The organism is Pseudomonas sp. UTLPPB19802 (assembly GCF_059730225.1).
The window spans coordinates 6,050,333-6,069,095 of record NZ_AP048545.1 but is presented as its reverse complement, the minus strand read 5'-3'; the positions used below and the strand labels follow the sequence as shown (position 1 = coordinate 6,069,095).

Sequence of the window (18,763 nt, the reverse complement as noted above, 5' to 3'; positions counted from 1 at the left end):
AGGGGCGAGGGCATTGCGTTTTCACTGGTCCAGGTTCTGCGACGGGGCTTCGCGTTTCGAGGCGTTCAGCGACGTCACCTTGAGCAGCAGGGCGAGGTGGCCGCTGTCGAGGAAGTTGAGCTGGCCGTTCTTGGTCTGGCTGGTCTGGTTCAGGCGCTCGCTGGCATTGACCACGCCGTTGTTGTCGAAGCCGTTGACCCAGAACTGCGCCTGCACTTCGGTGAAGCGCTTGAGGGTCAGGCTCAGGGTGCCCTCCACCGGGAACTGGCCGAACTGCTCGTTCCCGGCGGTGATCGAGACCACGCTCGGCTGGTCGCTGAGATTCTGTTGCCAGGCCTTGTGCAGCAGCACCTCGTAGTTGCCGCTGGCATTGAGCTTGGCGACCATGTCGTTGAGGCTGGGCGTGCGCTCGTCGCTGGACGTGACGGCTTTCGCGCCCTTAGCCCAGTCTTCCGGCGCCGGCTGGCTCTGGAAGGGTTGCTCGAGGTTCTGGCGCACCAGGATCATTTCGACCTGGTACGGCTCGTCGGCGAAGGCGGCCGGAGCGAGCAGGGCCAACAGCACGGCCAGCGATGGGATCAGGCGCATACGGCGTCCTTATCAGGCAGATTTCGGGGTGAGGCGCTCCAATAGCGCCTCCAGTGTATTAAAGCGTTCTTCCGCACGTTCCATCGGCACCATGAACTTGAAGATCGTGGCGCCTTCGAATTTGTAGCGGTTGGGTTGCCCCTGGATCAGCTTGATCAGCACCAGCGGGTCGACCGGCGTCTGCGCAGTGAACTCGATACGCCCGCCCTGCGGGCCGCCATCGATCTTGTTGATCCCCAGGTGCTCGGCTTGCAGCTTGAGCTGGGTCAGGCGAACCAGATTCTTGGTCGGCTCGGGCAGCAGGCCGAAGCGGTCGATCATCTCCACTTGCAGGTCCTTGAGGCCCTCTTCGTCGGTCGCCGAGGCGATGCGCTTGTAGAGGATCAGGCGCGCGTGTACATCCGGCAGGTAATCGTCGGGGATCAGCGCCGGCAGGCGCAGGTTGATTTCCGGCCCGCCACCCAGCGGCTGGTCGAGGTTCGGCTGTTCACCCTTGCGGATGGCCTTGACCGCGCGTTCGAGCATTTCCATGTACAGCGTGAAGCCGACGGCCTGGATCTGCCCGCTCTGGCCGTCGCCCAGCAGTTCGCCGGCGCCACGGATTTCCAGGTCGTTGGTGGCGAGGACAAAGCCGGCCCCCAGGTCCTGGGTATTGGCGATCGCTTCCAGGCGTTTTTCCGCATCGGCGGTGATCTGCTGGCGACCTGGTGTCAGCAGGTAGGCATAGGCCTGGTGGTGACTGCGTCCGACCCGGCCGCGCAACTGGTGCAACTGCGCCAGGCCGAATTTATCGGCCCGTTCGATGATGATGGTGTTGGCGCTTGGCACGTCGATGCCGGTCTCGATGATGGTCGAGGCGATCAGCACGTTGAAGCGCTTGTGGTAGAAGTCGCTCATCACCTGTTCGAGTTCGCGCTCGCGCATCTGTCCGTGGCCGATGCCGATCCGCGCTTCCGGTACCAGTTCGGCGAGATCGGCGGCGCACTTCTCGATGGTCTTCACGTCGTTGTGCAGGTAGTAGACCTGGCCACCACGCAGCAGCTCACGCAGCAGCGCTTCCTTGACCGTGCTCTTGTTCTGCTCCATGACGAAGGTGCGCACCGACAGCCGGCGCGCCGGCGGCGTGGCGATGATCGACAGGTCGCGCATGCCCGACACGGCCATGTTCAGCGTGCGCGGAATCGGCGTGGCGGTCAGGGTGAGGATGTCGACTTCGCTGCGCAGGGCCTTGAGCTGTTCCTTCTGGCGGACGCCGAAACGGTGTTCCTCGTCGATGATCACCAGGCCCAGGTTCTTGATCTTCACATCGTCCTGCAGCAGCTTGTGGGTGCCAATGACGATATCGATCTTGCCTTCGGCGAGGTCGGCCACGGCGGCGCTGACCTCCTTGGCGGACTTGAAGCGGCTCATCACCTCGACGGTCACCGGCCAGTCGGCAAAGCGATCGCGGAAACTGTTGTAGTGCTGCTGGGCGAGCAGGGTGGTCGGCACCAGGATCGCTACCTGGCGACCGCCGTGCACGGCGATGAAGGCGGCGCGCATGGCCACTTCGGTCTTGCCGAAACCGACGTCGCCGCAGACCAGGCGGTCCATCGGCTTGGCCGCCAGCATGTCGGCACGCACGGCCTCGATGGCGGTCTGCTGGTCCGGGGTCTCCTCGAACGGGAAGCCGGCGCTGAAGGTCGCGTAGTCGGCTTTCGGGTCGCTGAACGCATAACCCTCGCGGGCGGCGCGGCGGGCATAGATGTCGAGCAACTCTGCGGCGACGTCGCGGACCTGTTCGGCGGCCTTGCGCTTGGCTTTTTGCCAGGTTTCCGAGCCCAGGCGGTGAAGCGGGGCGAGGGCGTCGTCACTACCTGTGTAGCGGGCGATCAGGTGCAGGTTGGCCACCGGCACATAGAGCTTGGCGCCCTCGGCATATTCGAGAGTAAGAAACTCGGCGGCCTGGTTTTCGATTTCCAGGGTCGCCAGGCCCAGGTAGCGGCCGACACCGTGGTCGATGTGCACTACCGGCGCGCCTTCGCGCAGCTCGGTGAGGTTCTTGATGACGGCATCGTTGTTGGCGTCGGCACGTTTTTCCCGACGCCGACGCTGCATCACGCGTTGGCCGAACAGCGGGCTCTCGGCAATCAGCGCCAGGGCCGGGTCATCAAGGACCAGGCCGTCGTCCAGTGGAGCGATGGTGATTGCCAGGCGTTCCTTGCCGGCGGCGAATTCCGGCCAGCTGTCGACGGTCTTCGGTCGTAGCTTGAGGCGTTCGAGCAGTTCCAGCAGAACTTCCCGGCGGCCGGCGGATTCGGCGGTGAACAGCACGCGGCCGGGGAACTGGTCGAGGAACCCGGAGAGGGCCGCGAGTGGCTGGTTGGCCTTGGCCTCGATCGCCAGGTTCGGCAATTCGCGGGCGGCGAAGCGCTCGCGGCCGGCGCCGGTTTCCACATCCTGCTGGCTGGCGATGACCCGCGGCCAGCTTTTCAGGCGGGCGAAGCAGTCTTCCACCGGCAGGAACAGTTCGGCTGGCGGCAGCAGCGGGCGGGTCGGGTCGATGCGGCGCTCTTCATAGCGGTTGCGCACATCGTTCCAGAAGTTCTCCGCCGCCTGTTCGATGCCTGGCAGCGAGAACACCTGGGTGTCCTGGGGCAGGTAGTCGAACAGCGTCGAGGTTTCCTCGAAGAACAGCGGCAGGTAGTACTCGATACCGGCCGGCGTGATGCCGCTGTTGAGGTCCTGGAAGATCGAGCAGCGGCGGAAGTCGACGTCGAAGCGTTCGCGGAAACGCGCCTTGAAGCGGATCAGCGCCTCCTTCTGCAACGGGAATTCCTTGGCCGGCAGCAGCCGCACCGAGTCGACCTTGTCGATGGAGCGCTGGTTTTCCGGGTCGAAGGTGCGCAGCGTCTCGATCTCGTCATCGAACAGGTCGATGCGGTACGGCAGCTTGCTGCCCATCGGGAACAGATCGACCAGCGCGCCGCGGACGGCGAATTCACCGTGCTCGTACACCGTATCGACGCAACGGTAGCCGGCCGCTTCCAGGCGGGTGCGCATCTGCTCCACGTCGAGCTTCTGGCCGACATCCAGCACCAGGCTGCTGCCCAGCAGGAATCTGGTCGGTGCCAGGCGGTGCAGGGCGGTGGTGATCGGCACCACCAGCACGCCATGCTCCAGCTCCGGCAGCCGGTAGAGGCTGGCGATCCGCTGGGAGATGATGTCCTGGTGCGGCGAGAACAGGTCGTAGGGCAGGGTTTCCCAGTCCGGGAAATGCAGCACCGGCAAATCCGGGGCGAAGAAACTCAGCTCCTGTTCCAGCCGTTCGGCACTCTGGCTGTCGGCGGTCAGTAGCAGGGTGAAGCGCCTGGCGGCGCTGGCAGCCTCGGCAATGGCCAGGCTCAGGGCGGCACCGGGGAGGTTGCCCCAGTGTTGTTTGCCTGTCGCGGCAGGCAGTAGCGGTAGACGCAGAACGGGCACGGAAGGTTGAGCTCCAAGCGTTGCGACAAAGTCGTCAATTGTAACGGCCTCGGGTGCCGCCTGTCAGTTGCAGACTGTCTCTATTGCATGATGGGGGAAATGTAGTGGCTATGACAAAAAAAGGCGGATTTTCTGGAATATGTAGTGCGCTAATGCGCTGGTGTTTCGGAGGGTTACACACAAGTCACTCCGCTTGCCCCAAAATGGGGCGCTCTGAAAGCCGCGTATTTACTGGTCTGCGCCGAGGTGCTGATTTTTTTACCGGCATTTTGTGTGATAAAGGGTGACAGCCGTGCATTGCTCGCGGCGTCACTCGGCGGCATAATGTAGCCCCTTTTTTAAGCCCCTACATGTGGAAGGTTCCCGTGACTCAGAAGCCCGACCAGTGTCTTGGTGAGTGGATTGATCGTGAAGCACTTGCAGAAGCGATGATTCCGCTGATCGGTCAGCTCTACCGCAACAATAATGTGGTGAGCTCGATCTATGGCCGCAGCCTGATCAACCAGTCTGTCATCGCGATTCTCAAGGCTCACCGCTTTGCTCGTCATCGTCAGAGCGACGATGCCGAACTGTCCGTCCACGAGACTTTCCCGCTGCTCAAGGCAATGAGCGAGCTCAAGCTGGGTGCCGCTTCGGTGGACCTGGGCAAGCTGGCGGTGAAATTCAAGGAACAAGGCAATGGCCGTACTGCCGAGCAGTTCGTCCGTGAAGAACTGGCCGACGTGGTTGGCCAGCAGAACGCTGCCGCTCGCAAGGGTACCGACGTGGTGCTGTACGGCTTCGGTCGTATCGGTCGCCTGCTGGCCCGTATCCTGATCGAGAAGACCGGTGGCGGCGACGGCCTGCGCCTGCGCGCCATCGTCGTGCGCAAGGGTGCCACCAACGACCTGACCAAGCGCGCCAGCCTGCTGCGCCGTGACTCGGTACATGGTTCGTTCAACGGCACCATTACCATCGACGAAGAAAACAACACCATCACCGCCAACGGCAACCTGATCCAGGTTATCTACGCGAAGAACCCGACCGAGGTGGACTACACCCAGTACGGCATCAAGGACGCCCTGCTGGTGGACAACACCGGTGTATGGCGTGATGCCGAGGGCCTGGGCCAGCACCTGGCCTGCCCGGGTGTCGATCGCGTTGTCCTGACCGCTCCAGGCAAGGGCAAGCTGAAGAACATCGTGCACGGTATCAACCATGCCGAGATCACTGCCGAAGACAAGATCGTTTCGGCGGCGTCCTGCACCACCAACGCCATCGTTCCTGTGCTGAAGGCGGTCAACGACAAGTTCGGTATCGTCAACGGTCACGTTGAAACCGTTCACTCGTACACCAACGACCAGAACCTGATCGACAACTTCCACAAGGGCGATCGCCGTGGCCGTAGCGCTGCGCTGAACATGGTCATCACCGAAACCGGCGCTGCCACTGCTGCTGCCAAGGCCTTGCCTGAGCTGGCCGGCAAGCTGACCGGTAACGCGATCCGCGTGCCGACGCCTAACGTGTCGATGGCGATCCTGAACCTGAACCTGGGCACTGCCACCACTCGCGAAGAGATGAACGAGTACCTGCGCTACATGGCGCTGCACTCGGATCTGCACAAGCAGATCGACTTCGTGAACTCGCAGGAAGTGGTTTCCACCGACTTCGTCGGTTCGCGCCACGCCGGTGTAGTTGACGCTGAAGCGACCATCTGCAATGACAACCGCGTTGTCCTGTACGTCTGGTACGACAACGAATTCGGTTACAGCTGCCAGGTGGTTCGCGTGATGGAAGACATGGCCGGGGTCAACCCGCCAGCGTTCCCGCGCTAAGCGACTGCAAATGAAAACGCCCCGACTTGTCGGGGCGTTTTTGTTTGTGCCGAAGTTGGACCTGGTTCCGGGTCTGACCGTCCGTTGTGGCAAGCCCGCTCGCCACAACGGGTCCTTCCCTATGTTATGCCGCTGACTGCGCTGTGCGCAGCGCATGCTTGTTGCCACGGAACAGCACCAGGGTCGCAATCAGTCCCATTACCGCCGCACCGCTGAGCCAGATGCCTGGCGCCGCCTTGTTGTCCAGTACGTGGATCAGGTAGGTGCAGGCTGCCGGGGTGAAGCCGCCAAAGGTCGCGGTTGCCAGGCTGTAAGCCAGAGAGAAACCGGTGGTGCGCACTTCGACCGGCATGATCTCGGTCAGGGCGACCACCATCGCACCGTTATACGAGCCGTAGAGGAACGACAGCCACAGTTCGGCGATCAGCAGGCGGCTGAAGCTCGGGTCGGCGACCAGCCAGGACAGCACCGGATAGGCGGTCAGGATCGCCAGGATGGTCGCCGCCAGCAGCAGCGGCTTGCGGCCGATCTTGTCGGAAACGGCACCCATCACCGGCAGCCAGAAGAAGTTCGACAGGCCGATGCACACGGTCACCAGCAGCGCGTCGAAGTCCGACAGGTGCAACTCGGCCTTGCCGAAGGTCGGGGTATAGGCGGTGATCAGGTAGAAGGACACGGTGGTCATCACCACCATGGCCATGCCTGCCAACACCAGGCCGAAGTTCTGACCGATCGAGCGCATCACTTCCGACAGGGTCGGGCGATGTTTACGCGCCTGGAACTCGGGAGTTTCCTCCAGCGAACGACGGATGATGAAGATCGCCGGAACGATCATGCAGCCGACCAGGAACGGTACGCGCCAGCCCCATTCACCCATTTCTTCCGGGCTCAGCCAGTGGTTCAGGCCCACACCCAGCAAGCCGGCGAAGACCACCGCGGCCTGTTGACTGGCTGACTGCCAGCTGACGAAGAAGCCCTTGCGGCCCGGTGTCGAGATCTCGGCCAGGTAGACCGAGACGCCGCCCAGTTCCACGCCGGCGGAGAAACCCTGCAGCAGGCGGCCGGCCAGTACCAGCAATGGCGCGGCGACGCCGAGGGTCGAATAGCCCGGTACACAGGCAATCAGTACCGTCCCCGCGGCCATCAGGGCCAGGGTGATGATCAGGCCTTGACGGCGACCATGACGGTCGATGTAGGCACCGAGGAAGATCGCCCCCAGTGGGCGCATCAGGAAACCGGCACCGAAGGTGGCCAGCGAAAGCATCAGGGAAGCGAATGCGCTGTCGGCAGGAAAGAAGGTTTTAGCGATGGCCGTGGCGTAGAAGCCGTAGACCATGAAGTCGAACATCTCAAGGAAGTTACCACTGACAACGCGAAAGATCGCCTTGCCCTTGCCCGTATTCGAGGCCATTTTTATTCACTCACTTTGGCTGTCTTATAAGCAATCCTTCGTCTTTGCTCGTCCTTACTGACTCTTTCAGGCATACGCACGCTGGCAGAACAGTTTTGTAACGATATGTGTATTAGGGTTCTCGGGCAACAAAAAAGCAAGCTTGCTGGCTAAATGGCATAAACCTCGGACTAGAGCGCTCCGCTTCGGATTTGTCACAAGCGTGGCCTCGATTGCCGAAAGGCTGGTAATGATCTGGCGCATAATGCGCAACCCTGAATGCTGCCCATTGCGAATCCATGTCATTTCTTCAGCCTTTGCCGATTGTCTTGCGAATTCGCCGTTCATGGCTCACTGGGTTCGCGCTGGTGCTGCTGTCCGGCTGTCATGGGCAGGACGGGCTGGAGCGTTTTGGCGGCCCGACCATGGGTAGCACCTACTCGATCCAATATGTACGGCGTGCTGGCGGGCCGGCGCCCACTGTGGTCAAGGGTGAGGTCGAGGCGATCCTGGCGCAGGTCGACCGGCAAATGTCGACTTACCGCAGTGACTCGGACATTGCCCGCTTCAATGATTTGCCAGCCAACGGTTGCCGGGCCATGCCGGCTTCGATTCTCGAACTGGTGCGCACCGGTGAGGCGCTTTCCCAGGCCAGTGACGGTGCCTACGACCTGACGGTCGAGCCGCTGATGAATCTCTGGGGCTTCGGCCCGCAGGGGCGTGACGAAAAGGTGCCGGATGCCTTACAGCTGGCAGCGGTACGCCAGCGGGTCGGCCATGCCCACTTGCATATCGATGGCGACCGTCTGTGCAAGGATGCCGCGGTGGAGGTCGACTTCGACAGTATCGCCGCAGGCTACACTGTGGAGCGGGTTGCGGCGCGGCTCGCCGAGATGGGTATCGACAGTTTTCTCGTCGAAGTCACGGGTGAGCTCAAGGCGGTGGGCCACAAGCCCGATGGCAGCCCCTGGCGGGTCGCCCTGGAGGAACCACGGGATGATCGGCAGGTGGTACAGCGGATCGTCGAAATCGACGGCAATGGGGTGTCCACATCGGGAGACTATCGCAACTATTTCGAACGGGATGGCAAGCGTTATTCCCACACCTTCGATGCTCGCGTCGGTGTCCCCGTCACCCATGACCTGGCGGCGGTCACGGTCATTCATCCATCGACGTTGATGGCCGATGGCTTGTCGACGCTGTTGCTGATCCTCGGGCCGGACCGGGGCTGGGACTATGCGGAAAAACATGATGTCGCCGCATTTTTTGTGATTCGTGCCGATAAAGCTTTCGTCACACGAACGAGTCCGGCGTTTGACAGAATATTGAAGGCGAATACGCATTAACATGTAGTGCAGGCAAAGCTGGCTTACGACGCGACCAAGGGTTAATGTGCGCGGCGTTCACGCATCTATAGACTGCACACCGAGATTTGATCCTTCACGTCGCTGCCGCGATGTGATTTAGCCGCAGGTGCCAGAGGGGTGCCTCGGCCTGTTCTGAGGAGTACGCATGGCTGTCTACAACTACGACGTAGTGGTACTGGGTTCCGGCCCCGCTGGAGAAGGTGCGGCAATGAACGCCGCCAAGGCAGGGCGCAAGGTCGCGATGGTCGACAGCCGCCGTCAGGTCGGTGGCAACTGCACCCATCTGGGGACCATTCCGTCCAAGGCCCTGCGTCACTCGGTGCGGCAGATCATGCAGTTCAACACCAACCCGATGTTCCGGGCCATCGGCGAGCCGCGCTGGTTCTCCTTCCCGGACGTACTCAAGAGCGCCGAGAAGGTGATTGCCAAGCAGGTCGCCTCGCGCACCGGCTACTACGCGCGTAACCGAGTCGACCTGTTCTTCGGTACCGGCAGCTTCGCCGACGAGCAGACCGTCGAAGTGGTCTGCCCGAACGGCGTGGTCGAGAAACTGGTGGCCAAGCACATCATCATCGCCACCGGCTCGCGCCCTTATCGTCCGGCCGATATCGATTTCCACCACCCGCGTATCTACGATAGCGACACCATCCTCAGCCTGGGCCATACCCCGCGCAAGCTGATCATCTATGGTGCCGGGGTGATCGGTTGCGAATATGCGTCGATCTTCAGTGGCCTGGGCGTGCTGGTCGAACTGGTGGACAACCGCGACCAGTTGCTGAGCTTCCTCGACTCCGAGATTTCCCAGGCGTTGAGCTACCACTTCAGCAACAACAACATCACCGTGCGCCACAACGAAGAGTATGAGCGAGTCGAAGGCCTGGACAACGGGGTGATCCTGCACCTCAAGTCCGGCAAGAAGATCAAGGCTGACGCCTTGCTCTGGTGCAACGGCCGTACCGGCAATACCGACAAGCTGGGCATGGAGAACATCGGCGTCAAGGTCAACGGCCGCGGCCAGATCGAAGTCGACGAGAACTACCGTACCTGCCAGCCGAACATCTATGGTGCGGGTGACGTGATCGGCTGGCCGAGCCTGGCCAGTGCTGCACATGACCAGGGTCGCTCGGCAGCGGGCAGCATCGTCGACAACGGCAGCTGGCGCTATGTCAACGACGTACCGACCGGGATCTACACCATCCCGGAGATCAGCTCGATCGGCAAGAACGAGCATGAGCTGACCAAGGCCAAGGTGCCGTACGAAGTGGGCAAGGCGTTCTTCAAGAGCATGGCTCGCGCACAGATCGCCGGCGAGCCGCAAGGCATGCTGAAGATCCTGTTCCACCGCGAAACCCTGGAAGTGCTCGGCGTGCACTGCTTCGGCTACCAGGCTTCGGAAATTGTCCACATCGGCCAGGCGATCATGAACCAGCCGGGTGAGAACAACACCCTGAAGTACTTCGTCAACACCACCTTCAACTACCCGACCATGGCCGAAGCCTATCGGGTAGCTGCCTACGACGGCCTGAACCGGCTTTTTTGAGCGGCTCCGGCCGGTGGCCTGAGCCGGCCGGGGAGACCGATTTCAGCCTTTCCCAAGTGTGGCCGTGGCCAAACCGGGAAAGTCTGTAATCAGGCTGTCGACGCCGAAGTCGGCGAGCCTGCGCATCAGCGCGGGCTCGTTGACCGTCCACACCGAGACGTGCAGGCCCTGGCGCTGGGCTCTTGCCAGGCGTTCCGGGGTGCAGAGTGTCCAATTCAGCGCCAGAATCTCGCAGCCATAGCTCTGGGCGACCTTCATCGGGTCGAGCCAGGCGTATTCGGCTACCAGTCCGCGTGACAGGTCCGGTGTCAGCTCCAGGGCGGCCTTGAGCACTTCACGGGAGCTGGAGGTGACAGTGACCTTGTCCAGCAGGCCAAAGCGCTGGGCCATTTCGCGAATCGCCAATACCGTGGTTGCGGCGCGGGTGCGCGAGGCGCTCTTGACCTCCAGTTGCCAGTGCTCGAAATCGCATTGTTCGAACAGCTCTTCCAGGCGCGGGATCGGGCATGGATTGATCCAGCCCGGGCCGCCCTTGCGCGCGTCGTAGGTCACCAGCTCGGCGGCGGTGTGTTCGACCACCTTGCCGCGACGGTCGGTGGTGCGCTTGAGGGTCGGATCATGGATGACCATCAGTTCGCCATCCATGGACAGGTGCAAGTCCAGCTCGCAGCGGCGTACGCCGTGCTTGAGGCATTCCTGGAAACTGGTCAGGGTGTTTTCCGGCGCTTCGCCCTTGGCGCCACGATGGCCATAAATCAGAGTCACGACTGCTCCTTGAAGGAAAAATGATCCGGTAGATAATCGGTGGGGCACACGATGGAGTCCGAGGCTCAATTGGCCTCGGGGTCGCTCTGCTCGCGGGCCAGGCGTCGTTGCAGTGCCTGTTTCTGCAGGATATAGCGCGCCAGCAACTGGCGTTGGGCATCGGTCAATGTTTCGAATTCGGTGCCTATTTCAAAGGTGCCAACGCTTTGCGGTTCGCAGTGGGTGACCTTGGCCCGCAGCAACAGGCCCTGGGCCTGGGGCATCAACACCAGCTTGAGCGCCAGTTCGGTGCCTGCCGGGTAGGCGGTGTGGTGGCTGAACTCGATGCCGCCTTCGGAGAGGATCACCGATTGCGGTTCGCCGAACTCGCCGAGAATGGTCATGGCCATCACCTGGCTCAGCAGGTCGATGCGTTTGTTCTGGGACTTCAGGTAGGCGGACAGTGCGCGGTCGCGCTCGCTGACCTGGCGCAGCAGGTGCTGCGACTCGAACTCGCTCAGGTGCAGTTCACTCAGCAGGTTGAAGAGTGGCGAATCATCCTGCAACACATCCTTGCCCGCCGCGTCCGCGGCAGACAGGGGGCGGATTTCCAGTGCGATCGTGTCCTCGATACGGTAGTATTCGCGGCGATCTTCTTCATCTAATGTCGACATGGCGAACCCAAGGCAGAGGCAATGGTCTGAGTGTAAAGCTGCTGACCCTACCTCGCCACATGGACGTCCTCTTTTCCTCCAAACCAGCCCCCGACATGTTCAGACCACTCTTCGTATTTATCGGTACGCGTTACACCCGTGCAAAGCGTCGCAACCATTTTGTCTCCTTCATTTCCCTGACTTCGATCATCGGCCTCGCCCTCGGTGTGGTGGTGATGATCGTGGTGTTGTCGGTGATGAACGGTTTCGACCGTGAAATGCGCGATCGCGTGCTGGGCATGGTGCCCCACGCCACCATCGAATCGGGCGAGCCGATCAGCGACTGGCAGGCCCTGGCGGACAAGGTCCGGCAGAACCCGCAGGTCGCCGCCGTGGCACCTTTCACCCAGATGCAGGGGCTGCTGACCAACAACGGCCAGGTGCAGAAGGTGCTGCTCAACGCCATCGACCCGGCGCAGGAGCGCAAGGTGTCGATCATCGATCGTTTCATGCAGCAGGGTCAGCTCGATGCGCTGGCGCCGGGCAGCTTCGGTATCGTCATCGGCGACAAGGCTGCCACCAAGCTGGGTGTCGGCCTTGGCGACAAGCTGACTTTCGTCGCGCCGGAAGTCTCGGTGACGCCGGCGGGCATGTTCCCGCGGATGAAGCGCTTCACCGTGGTCGGCATCTTCCATGTCGGCGCCGGCGAGCTGGACGGCTACCTGGGCCTGACCAATCTCGACGACCTGGCGCGCCTGCATCGCTGGAAACCCGATCAGGTGCAGGGCCTGCGGCTGAAGTTCGACGACCTGTTCCAGGCGCCGCGCGTGGCCTGGGAGATCGCCCAGCAGTTGGGTGACAACCGCTACTACGCCCGTGACTGGACCCGGACCCACGGCAATCTGTACCAGGCGATCAAGATGGAAAAGGCCATGATCGGCCTGCTGTTGCTGCTGATCGTTGCCGTTGCCGCGTTCAACATCATCTCGACGCTGGTGATGGTGGTGAACGACAAGAAGGGCGACATCGCGATCCTGCGCACCCTGGGCGCCACCCCTGGACAGATCATGGCGATCTTCATGGTCCAGGGCAGTGTGATCGGCGTGGTCGGCACCCTGATCGGCGCCGCGGTGGGGATCTTCGCCGCGCTGAATGTCAGCGCGGCGATCTCCGCCCTTGAAGGGTTGATCGGCCACAAATTTCTCAATGCCGACGTGTATTTCATCGACTACCTGCCGTCCCAGCTGATGGCCGAGGATGTGCTGATGGTCTGCGGCGCGGCATTGGTCCTGAGTTTCCTCGCCACCCTGTATCCAGCCTGGCGTGCGGCGCGCACCCAGCCTGCGGAGGCGCTACGTTATGAGTGAGTTGGGCATGAGTGATAAAGCAGTGCTGAGTTGCCGCAACCTGGGCAAGTCCTACGAGGAGGGCCCGGAGTCGGTGGTGGTGCTGTCCGGCCTGCAGCTTGAGCTGCACGCGGGTGAGCGGGTGGCGATCGTCGGCAGTTCCGGTTCGGGCAAGAGTACCTTGCTCAACCTGCTGGGTGGACTCGATACGCCGTCCAAGGGCAGCGTCTGGCTGGCTGGCGAGGAGTTGTCGGCGCTGGGGGAAAAGGCCCGTGGGCTGCTGCGCAACCGCGCCCTGGGTTTCGTCTACCAGTTCCACCACCTGCTGCCGGAGTTCACCGCCCTGGAGAACGTCTGCATGCCATTGCTGATCGGTCGCACGGCGATTCCCGAAGCCCGTCAACGCGCCACGGCATTGCTGGAGCGGGTTGGGCTGGGGCATCGCCTGGAGCACAAGCCGGCCGAGCTGTCCGGTGGTGAGCGCCAACGCGTGGCTATCGCCCGGGCGCTGGTGAACAAGCCGGGCCTGGTGATGCTCGACGAGCCGACCGGCAACCTCGACCACCATACCGCCCAGGGCATCCAGGACCTGATGCTGGAACTCAGCACTTCGATGCAGACTGCATTCCTGGTGGTGACCCATGACATGAACCTGGCCCGCCAGATGGACCGTGTCCTGCACCTCACGGACGGCAAGCTGGTCGCTATCTGATTCACCCTGGCCGGCGCCCGTGGAAACGCGCGGCTGCCGGCTCGATTATTTTCTACGGTGGCCTGCGAATGTTCAGACCGTTATCGATTTTCATCGGCACGCGCTATACCCGCGCCAAACGCCGCAACCGTTTTGTCTCGTTCATCTCGATGACCTCGATGATTGGCCTCGCCCTCGGCGTGCTGGCAATGATCGTGGTGCTGTCGGTGATGAACGGCTTCCAGCGGGAAATGCAGTCGCGCATCCTGGGCATGGTGCCCCATGCGACCATCGTCGGGGTCAAGCCCATCGACGACTGGCAACCAGTGGCCGCCGCCGCGCTGAAGAACCCCGAGGTCACTGCGGCCGTGCCATTCACTGAAATGGACGGCATGCTGTCGTACAAGGGTTCGATGCAGCCGATCCAGATCAGCGGTATCGATCCGGCCCAGGAAGGCAAGGTGTCGATCGTTGCCCAGCATATCGTCCAGGGCAAGCTGGAAGACCTGAAACCGGGTGAGTTCGGTGTGGTGATCGGGGAGATTACCGCTCGGCGTTTCCGCCTGAACGTCGGTGACAAACTGACCCTGATCGTTCCGGAAGTCAGCACCGATCCGGGTGGCATCACCCCGCGCATGCAGCGCCTGAACGTGGTGGGCGTGTTCAAGGTCGGCGCCGAGCTGGATGGCTCGATGGCGTTGATCCACATGGCCGACGCCGCGCAGATCCAGCACTGGCAGCCGAACCAGGTGCAGAGCGTGCGCCTGGCGGTCAAGGACCTCTATGCCGCGCCACAGGTGTCCACGACCATCGCTGGCGGTCTGGGCGATGGCTACAGGGCCGATGACTGGACGCACACCCAGGGCAGCCTGTTCAGCGCGATGAAGATGGAAAAGACCATGATCGGCCTGTTGCTGCTGATGATCGTCGCGGTAGCGGCGTTCAACATCATCGCGACGCTGATCATGGTGGTGAACGACAAGGGTGCGGACATCGCCATCCTGCGCACCATCGGCGCCACGCCGCGGCAGATCATGGCGATCTTCATGGTGCAGGGGACGGTGATCGGTATCGTCGGCACCCTGATCGGTGGGGTGCTCGGGGTGATCGCAGCGCTGAACGTCAGCGAACTGGTGTGCTGGATCGAGCGGATCAGCGGGCAGCACATCTTCAGCTCCGACGTGTACTTCGTCAGCAACTTGCCCTCGCAGTTGCAGGGCGGGGACGTGGTGCTGATCTGCTCGGCCGGGTTCATCATGAGCTTCCTGGCGACGCTTTATCCGGCTTACCGGGCAGCGAAGACCGAGCCGGCGCAGGCCTTGCGCTACTCGTAATTCGGGGCCGCCTGTGGTGAGCGGGCTTGCCCGCTCACCACAGGTTGGTATGTCAGCGGGCGACAGGCAACTCGATCACGAACCGCGTCCAGCCTTCCTCCGATTCACAATGAATTCGCCCGCCATGGGCCCGGACGATCGACTGGGTAATCGCCAGTCCCAGGCCGGCATGCTCGCTGCTCCCTTCATGGCGGGCCGAATCCACCCGGTAGAAGCGATCGAACAATCGCGGCAGCACTTGCGCTGCGATTCCTTCGCCGCTGTTCTGCACGCTGACCCGCAGCCCCGCCGCCAGCGCCTCCAGGCTGACCAGTATCTCACCCCCCGCCGGGGTAAAGCGCAGCGCATTGTCCAGCAGGTTGGACAGCGCGCGACGCAGCATGCTGCGATCGCCCAGGATCCTTGCCGTGCCGCTGCGGGTCAGGTGCACCTGGTTGTCCTCCGCCAGCGGCGCAAAAAACTCCAGCAACACATCCGCCTCGTCAGCCAGCTCCAACTGCTCGAATCTGGGGTTGAGCAGGCCGTGGTCGGCCTTGGCCAGGTACAGCATGTCGTTGACCAGCTGTGCCATCCATTGCAGCTCTTCGAGGTTGCTGTGCAGCGCCTCGCGATAATCCTCGAGCGGGCGAGGGCGGGTCAGGGTGACCTGGGTATGGGTCAGCAGGTTCGACAGCGGCGTGCGCAGTTCATGGGCGATATCCGCGGAAAACGCCGAGAGCCGCTGGAACGAGTCCTCCAGGCGCCCAAGCATGGCGTTGAAGGCCTGTCCCAGTTCGGCCAGTTCCGCCGGCATCTGCCCGGTGTCCAGGCGTGGGGTCAGCGAGCTGGCGGAGACGCTGCTCGCCACCTCGCTCATGCGTCGCAGGGGGCGCAGGCCACTGCGGGCGGCCCAGGCGCCGAGCAGCGCGGTGGCCAGGGCTGACAGGCCAACGGTCAGCCAGATCAGTTGCTGCATGCGCTGCAGGAAGTGCTGGTGGTGGGTGATGTCGAGAATCAGCGTCAGCTCTGCAGAGCCAGGCTGGCCAGGGTTCAGTGGTGCATTGAGGATGCGGTAGGCAGTGGCGCCATTCTGCAGGCTGGCGAGCCCAGGCTGGTTGGGCAGTGCGATGGGCAGGACGCTGGCGCTGTCGAACCAGGGTTGGCCGTCGCTGCCGTGGATTCTCAGCGCCAGGTCGGGTCGCAGGTTGATTTCGCCCTGCAGGCGTTCGCGCAGCGGCTGGAAATCGGCCAGGTTGTCCACCCGGCCCAATGAGCTGCGCAACTCTGCCAGGCGGCCGTCCAGCAGTTGCTGGTCGAGTTCGATGAAATGCGACTCGCTGGCCCGGCTGAACAGCACGCCGGCCACCAGCGACACCGTCGCGGTGCAGGCGGCAAACAACAGCGCCAGGCGCCCCGCCAGGGACAGGCGGCGCATCACAGGGCCCGCTCTTCGAGTACGTAGCCCATGCCGCGAACGGTGTGGATCAGCTTGTGCGGGTGGTTATCGTCGATTTTCAGGCGCAGGCGACGGATGGCCACCTCGATGACATTGGTGTCGCTGTCGAAATTCATGTCCCAGACCTGGGAGGCGATCAGTGACTTGGGCAGCACTTCGCCCTGGCGGCGCAGGAGCATTTCCAGCAGGGCGAACTCCTTGGCGGTCAGGTCGATGCGCTGGCCGGCCCGTTCGACCCGACGGCGGATCAGGTCCAGGCGCAGGTCGGCGACCTGCAGGCTGGTGTCCTGGCTGTTGCCGCCGCCGCGGCGCAGCAGGCTGCGAACCCGGGCCAGCAGTTCGGAAAAGGCGAAGGGCTTGATCAGGTAGTCGTCGGCACCCAGCTCAAGGCCGTGGACCCGGTCCTCCACCGCGTCGCGGGCGGTCAGGAACAGCACCGGGATCTCCATGCCGGCGGCGCGGACCGCCTGGAGGATCTGCCAACCATCGCGGCCGGGCAGCATGACGTCGAGGATCAGCAGGTCGTAGTCGCCGGTTAGCGCCAAGTGCTGGCCGCTGGTGCCGTCTGCCACCAGCTCGCAGCTGAAGCCGGCCTCGTTGAGGCCCTGGCGCAGGTATTGGCCGGTTTTCGCTTGGTCTTCGACGATCAGCAGTTTCATGGATGGCTCATGGTAGATGGAGCGGTAGCGTTATACAGGTCGCCCGGCTGGCCGGGCCCAAGCTGACAAAGTTGTAATCTTCCCGTCAGGCTGGCGGCAGCGGCGCGGTTCTACAGTCTTGCATAGAGTGAAACCTATTCTGTTGGAGTTTGATCATGTTTGTGCGCAATAGCCTTGCCTTTGCCGGCTTGCTGCTGGGTTCCGTGGCCTGGGCCTCACCGGCCGGGCATTATGACTTCGGCCAGCCGGCACCGGCTGCGAAGGCAACCCGCACGATCGAAGTGACCATGACCGATATCGCCTTCGATGCCAAGGCGCTTGAGGTCAAGGCTGGCGAGACGGTGCGTTTCGTGCTGGTCAACAAGGGCCAGTTGCTCCATGAGTTCAACCTGGGCGAGGCGGCGATGCATGCCGAGCACCAGCAGGAAATGCTCCAGATGCAGCAAAATGGCATGTTGACGCCAACCGGCATGAAGATGCCGGCGATGGATCATTCCAAGATGGCGGGAGGCGGAATGGACCACGGCATGATGAAGCACGACGATCCCAACAGCGTGTTGGTGGAGCCGGGCAAGACCGCCGAGCTGACCTGGACCTTCAGCAAGGCTGGCACGCTCGAGTTCGCCTGCAATATCCCTGGCCACTACCAGGCGGGCATGGTCGGCCAGCTGAAAATTGACCGCTGAGGCAGGTCGCAGGCCTCTGCACGCTGAAAGCCGGACGCAAACCCGATAGAATTGTCGGGTTCATTCTTTCAGGTTTTCGTTATGCATCCCGCAGCCGAACATTCGCCGCTGGGCAAGTCCAGTGAATACATCGCCACGTACACGCCCTCCTTGCTGTTCCCGATTCCGCGTGCCGCGAAATGGGCTGAGCTGGGGCTGAGCGCCGATACCTTGCCCTACCAGGGTGTCGATTTCTGGAACTGCTTCGAACTGTCCTGGCTGCTGCCGTCCGGCAAGCCGGTGGTGGCCATTGGTGAGTTCAGCATTCCGGCCGATTCGCCGAATATCATCGAGTCGAAGTCGTTCAAGCTGTATCTCAACTCGTTGAACCAGACGCCGTTCGCCGATATCCCAAGCCTGGAGACCGTGCTGCGCGCCGATTTGTCGGCGGCTGCGGGCAAGCCGGTGGGCGTGCGCATCCGGCCTCTGAACGAGGTGCAGGCCGAAGGTGTGGTGGCCTTGCCTGGCGTGTGCATCGATGATCTGGATATCAGCGTCAGCGACTATGCCCATCCGCGGCCTGAGCTGTTGCGTTGTGATTCGTCGCGAGTGGTTGAGGAGAGCGTGCATAGCCATTTGCTCAAGTCCAACTGCCCGGTGACCAGCCAGCCGGATTGGGGCAGCGTGGTGGTCGAGTACCGTGGCGCGGCGCTGGATCATGCCAGCCTGCTGGCGTACCTGGTGAGCTTCCGTCAGCACTCGGACTTCCATGAGCAGTGCGTGGAGCGGATCTTCCTCGATCTGCAGCGGTTGCTGAAACCGGAGAAACTGACGGTGTATGCGCGCTATGTCCGCCGTGGTGGCCTGGATATCAACCCTTACCGCAGCACCGAAGCGGTGGAGTTCCAGAACCAGCGGCTGGTTCGTCAGTAGGAAGGCTATTTGGCTTGGGCGCTTGCTGGTTTTGGGCTTCCGGGCTTTTGTGGGGAGAGGGCTTTTGTGGCGAGCGGGCTTGCCCGCGCTCGGCTGCAGGGCAGCCGTAGAGCCATAATCCCCAATATTACTGACAGTCCGC

At 62.5% G+C, this 18,763-nt stretch carries 16 protein-coding genes; 8 read left to right on the top strand and 8 right to left on the bottom strand.

From position 1 onward, the window contains the following. Window positions 1-21: 21 nt before the first annotated feature. Window positions 22-588 (bottom strand): CsiV family protein, encoded by a 567-nt coding sequence (locus AC6I6U_RS26255; protein ID WP_497878902.1) that lies wholly within the window; start codon window positions 586-588, stop codon window positions 22-24. 12 nt (window positions 589-600) lie between these two features. Beyond that, on the bottom strand, window positions 601-4,050 hold the full coding sequence (gene mfd / locus AC6I6U_RS26250; protein WP_497878901.1) for a transcription-repair coupling factor: 3,450 nt from the start codon (window positions 4,048-4,050) through the stop codon (window positions 601-603). A 350-nt stretch (window positions 4,051-4,400) separates the two neighbouring features. Between mfd and AC6I6U_RS26245 the strand changes: the two genes are divergently transcribed. Continuing rightward, entirely contained in the window at window positions 4,401-5,864 is a 1,464-nt protein-coding gene (locus AC6I6U_RS26245) for a glyceraldehyde-3-phosphate dehydrogenase (protein WP_497878900.1), read from the top strand. A gap of 124 nt (window positions 5,865-5,988) precedes the next feature. Here the strand turns inward: AC6I6U_RS26245 and AC6I6U_RS26240 are convergent, their stop codons facing one another. Together AC6I6U_RS26240 and AC6I6U_RS26235 are read right to left on the bottom strand one after the other, a co-directional pair. Next, window positions 5,989-7,275, bottom strand: a complete 1,287-nt coding sequence (locus AC6I6U_RS26240; RefSeq protein ID WP_497878899.1) for an MFS transporter — start codon at window positions 7,273-7,275, stop codon at window positions 5,989-5,991. Window positions 7,276-7,341: 66 nt separating this feature from the next. Continuing rightward, the gene (locus AC6I6U_RS26235; protein WP_497878898.1) at window positions 7,342-7,602 is read right to left on the bottom strand and encodes a hypothetical protein; all 261 of its coding nucleotides are present in this window, start codon (window positions 7,600-7,602) and stop codon (window positions 7,342-7,344) included. A gap of 20 nt (window positions 7,603-7,622) precedes the next feature. Between AC6I6U_RS26235 and AC6I6U_RS26230 the strand changes: the two genes are divergently transcribed. Together AC6I6U_RS26230 and sthA are read left to right on the top strand one after the other, a co-directional pair. After that, window positions 7,623-8,600 (top strand): FAD:protein FMN transferase, encoded by a 978-nt coding sequence (locus AC6I6U_RS26230; protein ID WP_497878897.1) that lies wholly within the window; start codon window positions 7,623-7,625, stop codon window positions 8,598-8,600. Window positions 8,601-8,766: 166 nt separating this feature from the next. After that, window positions 8,767-10,161 (top strand): Si-specific NAD(P)(+) transhydrogenase, encoded by a 1,395-nt coding sequence (gene sthA / locus AC6I6U_RS26225; protein WP_186681770.1) that lies wholly within the window; start codon window positions 8,767-8,769, stop codon window positions 10,159-10,161. 42 nt (window positions 10,162-10,203) lie between these two features. Here sthA and AC6I6U_RS26220 read toward each other — a convergent pair whose 3' ends face one another. Beyond that, complete coding sequence (locus AC6I6U_RS26220; RefSeq protein ID WP_497878896.1) at window positions 10,204-10,926, bottom strand: glycerophosphodiester phosphodiesterase; 723 nt, start codon at window positions 10,924-10,926, stop codon at window positions 10,204-10,206. Window positions 10,927-10,991: 65 nt separating this feature from the next. Further along, on the bottom strand, window positions 10,992-11,579 hold the full coding sequence (locus tag AC6I6U_RS26215) for a PilZ domain-containing protein (RefSeq protein ID WP_497878895.1): 588 nt from the start codon (window positions 11,577-11,579) through the stop codon (window positions 10,992-10,994). A 95-nt stretch (window positions 11,580-11,674) separates the two neighbouring features. Between AC6I6U_RS26215 and AC6I6U_RS26210 the strand changes: the two genes are divergently transcribed. The 3 genes from AC6I6U_RS26210 to AC6I6U_RS26200 all read left to right on the top strand — a co-directional run bounded on the left by AC6I6U_RS26210 (window position 11,675) and on the right by AC6I6U_RS26200 (window position 14,929). After that, window positions 11,675-12,925 (top strand): lipoprotein-releasing ABC transporter permease subunit, encoded by a 1,251-nt coding sequence (locus AC6I6U_RS26210; RefSeq protein WP_497878894.1) that lies wholly within the window; start codon window positions 11,675-11,677, stop codon window positions 12,923-12,925. Window positions 12,926-12,932: 7 nt separating this feature from the next. Further along, window positions 12,933-13,616, top strand: a complete 684-nt coding sequence (gene lolD, locus AC6I6U_RS26205) for a lipoprotein-releasing ABC transporter ATP-binding protein LolD (protein ID WP_497878893.1) — start codon at window positions 12,933-12,935, stop codon at window positions 13,614-13,616. Between the two features lie 68 nt (window positions 13,617-13,684). Next, window positions 13,685-14,929: a lipoprotein-releasing ABC transporter permease subunit gene (locus AC6I6U_RS26200; protein ID WP_497878892.1), complete on the top strand. Its 1,245-nt coding sequence runs from the start codon at window positions 13,685-13,687 to the stop codon at window positions 14,927-14,929. A gap of 52 nt (window positions 14,930-14,981) precedes the next feature. Here the strand turns inward: AC6I6U_RS26200 and AC6I6U_RS26195 are convergent, their stop codons facing one another. Together AC6I6U_RS26195 and AC6I6U_RS26190 are read right to left on the bottom strand one after the other, a co-directional pair. Next, window positions 14,982-16,343, bottom strand: a complete 1,362-nt coding sequence (locus tag AC6I6U_RS26195) for a heavy metal sensor histidine kinase (RefSeq protein ID WP_497878891.1) — start codon at window positions 16,341-16,343, stop codon at window positions 14,982-14,984. Next, window positions 16,343-17,023 (bottom strand): heavy metal response regulator transcription factor, encoded by a 681-nt coding sequence (locus AC6I6U_RS26190; RefSeq protein WP_497878890.1) that lies wholly within the window; start codon window positions 17,021-17,023, stop codon window positions 16,343-16,345. The genes AC6I6U_RS26195 and AC6I6U_RS26190 overlap by 1 nt, the downstream gene beginning before the upstream one ends. A 155-nt stretch (window positions 17,024-17,178) precedes the next feature. Here AC6I6U_RS26190 and copI point away from each other — a divergent pair, with 155 nt between their 5' ends. Beyond that, window positions 17,179-17,709: a copper-resistant cuproprotein CopI gene (gene copI, locus AC6I6U_RS26185; protein WP_497878889.1), complete on the top strand. Its 531-nt coding sequence runs from the start codon at window positions 17,179-17,181 to the stop codon at window positions 17,707-17,709. An 81-nt stretch (window positions 17,710-17,790) separates the two neighbouring features. After that, on the top strand, window positions 17,791-18,621 hold the full coding sequence (gene queF / locus AC6I6U_RS26180; protein WP_497878888.1) for an NADPH-dependent 7-cyano-7-deazaguanine reductase QueF: 831 nt from the start codon (window positions 17,791-17,793) through the stop codon (window positions 18,619-18,621). Window positions 18,622-18,763: the final 142 nt, after the last annotated feature.

What these genes read in the sequence shown, in the direction of transcription:
- AC6I6U_RS26255 (WP_497878902.1), bottom strand. Translation starts at nt 588, where the DNA reads ATGCGCCTGATCCCATCGCTGGCCGTGCTGTTGGCCCTGCTCGCTCCG.
- AC6I6U_RS26245 (WP_497878900.1), top strand. Translation starts at nt 4,401, where the DNA reads ATGTGGAAGGTTCCCGTGACTCAGAAGCCCGACCAGTGTCTTGGTGAG.
- AC6I6U_RS26240 (WP_497878899.1), bottom strand. Translation starts at nt 7,275, where the DNA reads ATGGCCTCGAATACGGGCAAGGGCAAGGCGATCTTTCGCGTTGTCAGT.
- AC6I6U_RS26235 (WP_497878898.1), bottom strand. Translation starts at nt 7,602, where the DNA reads ATGAACGGCGAATTCGCAAGACAATCGGCAAAGGCTGAAGAAATGACA.
- sthA (WP_186681770.1), top strand. Translation starts at nt 8,767, where the DNA reads ATGGCTGTCTACAACTACGACGTAGTGGTACTGGGTTCCGGCCCCGCT.
- AC6I6U_RS26215 (WP_497878895.1), bottom strand. Translation starts at nt 11,579, where the DNA reads ATGTCGACATTAGATGAAGAAGATCGCCGCGAATACTACCGTATCGAG.
- AC6I6U_RS26210 (WP_497878894.1), top strand. Translation starts at nt 11,675, where the DNA reads ATGTTCAGACCACTCTTCGTATTTATCGGTACGCGTTACACCCGTGCA.
- lolD (WP_497878893.1), top strand. Translation starts at nt 12,933, where the DNA reads ATGAGTGATAAAGCAGTGCTGAGTTGCCGCAACCTGGGCAAGTCCTAC.
- AC6I6U_RS26200 (WP_497878892.1), top strand. Translation starts at nt 13,685, where the DNA reads ATGTTCAGACCGTTATCGATTTTCATCGGCACGCGCTATACCCGCGCC.
- AC6I6U_RS26195 (WP_497878891.1), bottom strand. Translation starts at nt 16,343, where the DNA reads ATGCGCCGCCTGTCCCTGGCGGGGCGCCTGGCGCTGTTGTTTGCCGCC.
- AC6I6U_RS26190 (WP_497878890.1), bottom strand. Translation starts at nt 17,023, where the DNA reads ATGAAACTGCTGATCGTCGAAGACCAAGCGAAAACCGGCCAATACCTG.
- copI (WP_497878889.1), top strand. Translation starts at nt 17,179, where the DNA reads ATGTTTGTGCGCAATAGCCTTGCCTTTGCCGGCTTGCTGCTGGGTTCC.
- queF (WP_497878888.1), top strand. Translation starts at nt 17,791, where the DNA reads ATGCATCCCGCAGCCGAACATTCGCCGCTGGGCAAGTCCAGTGAATAC.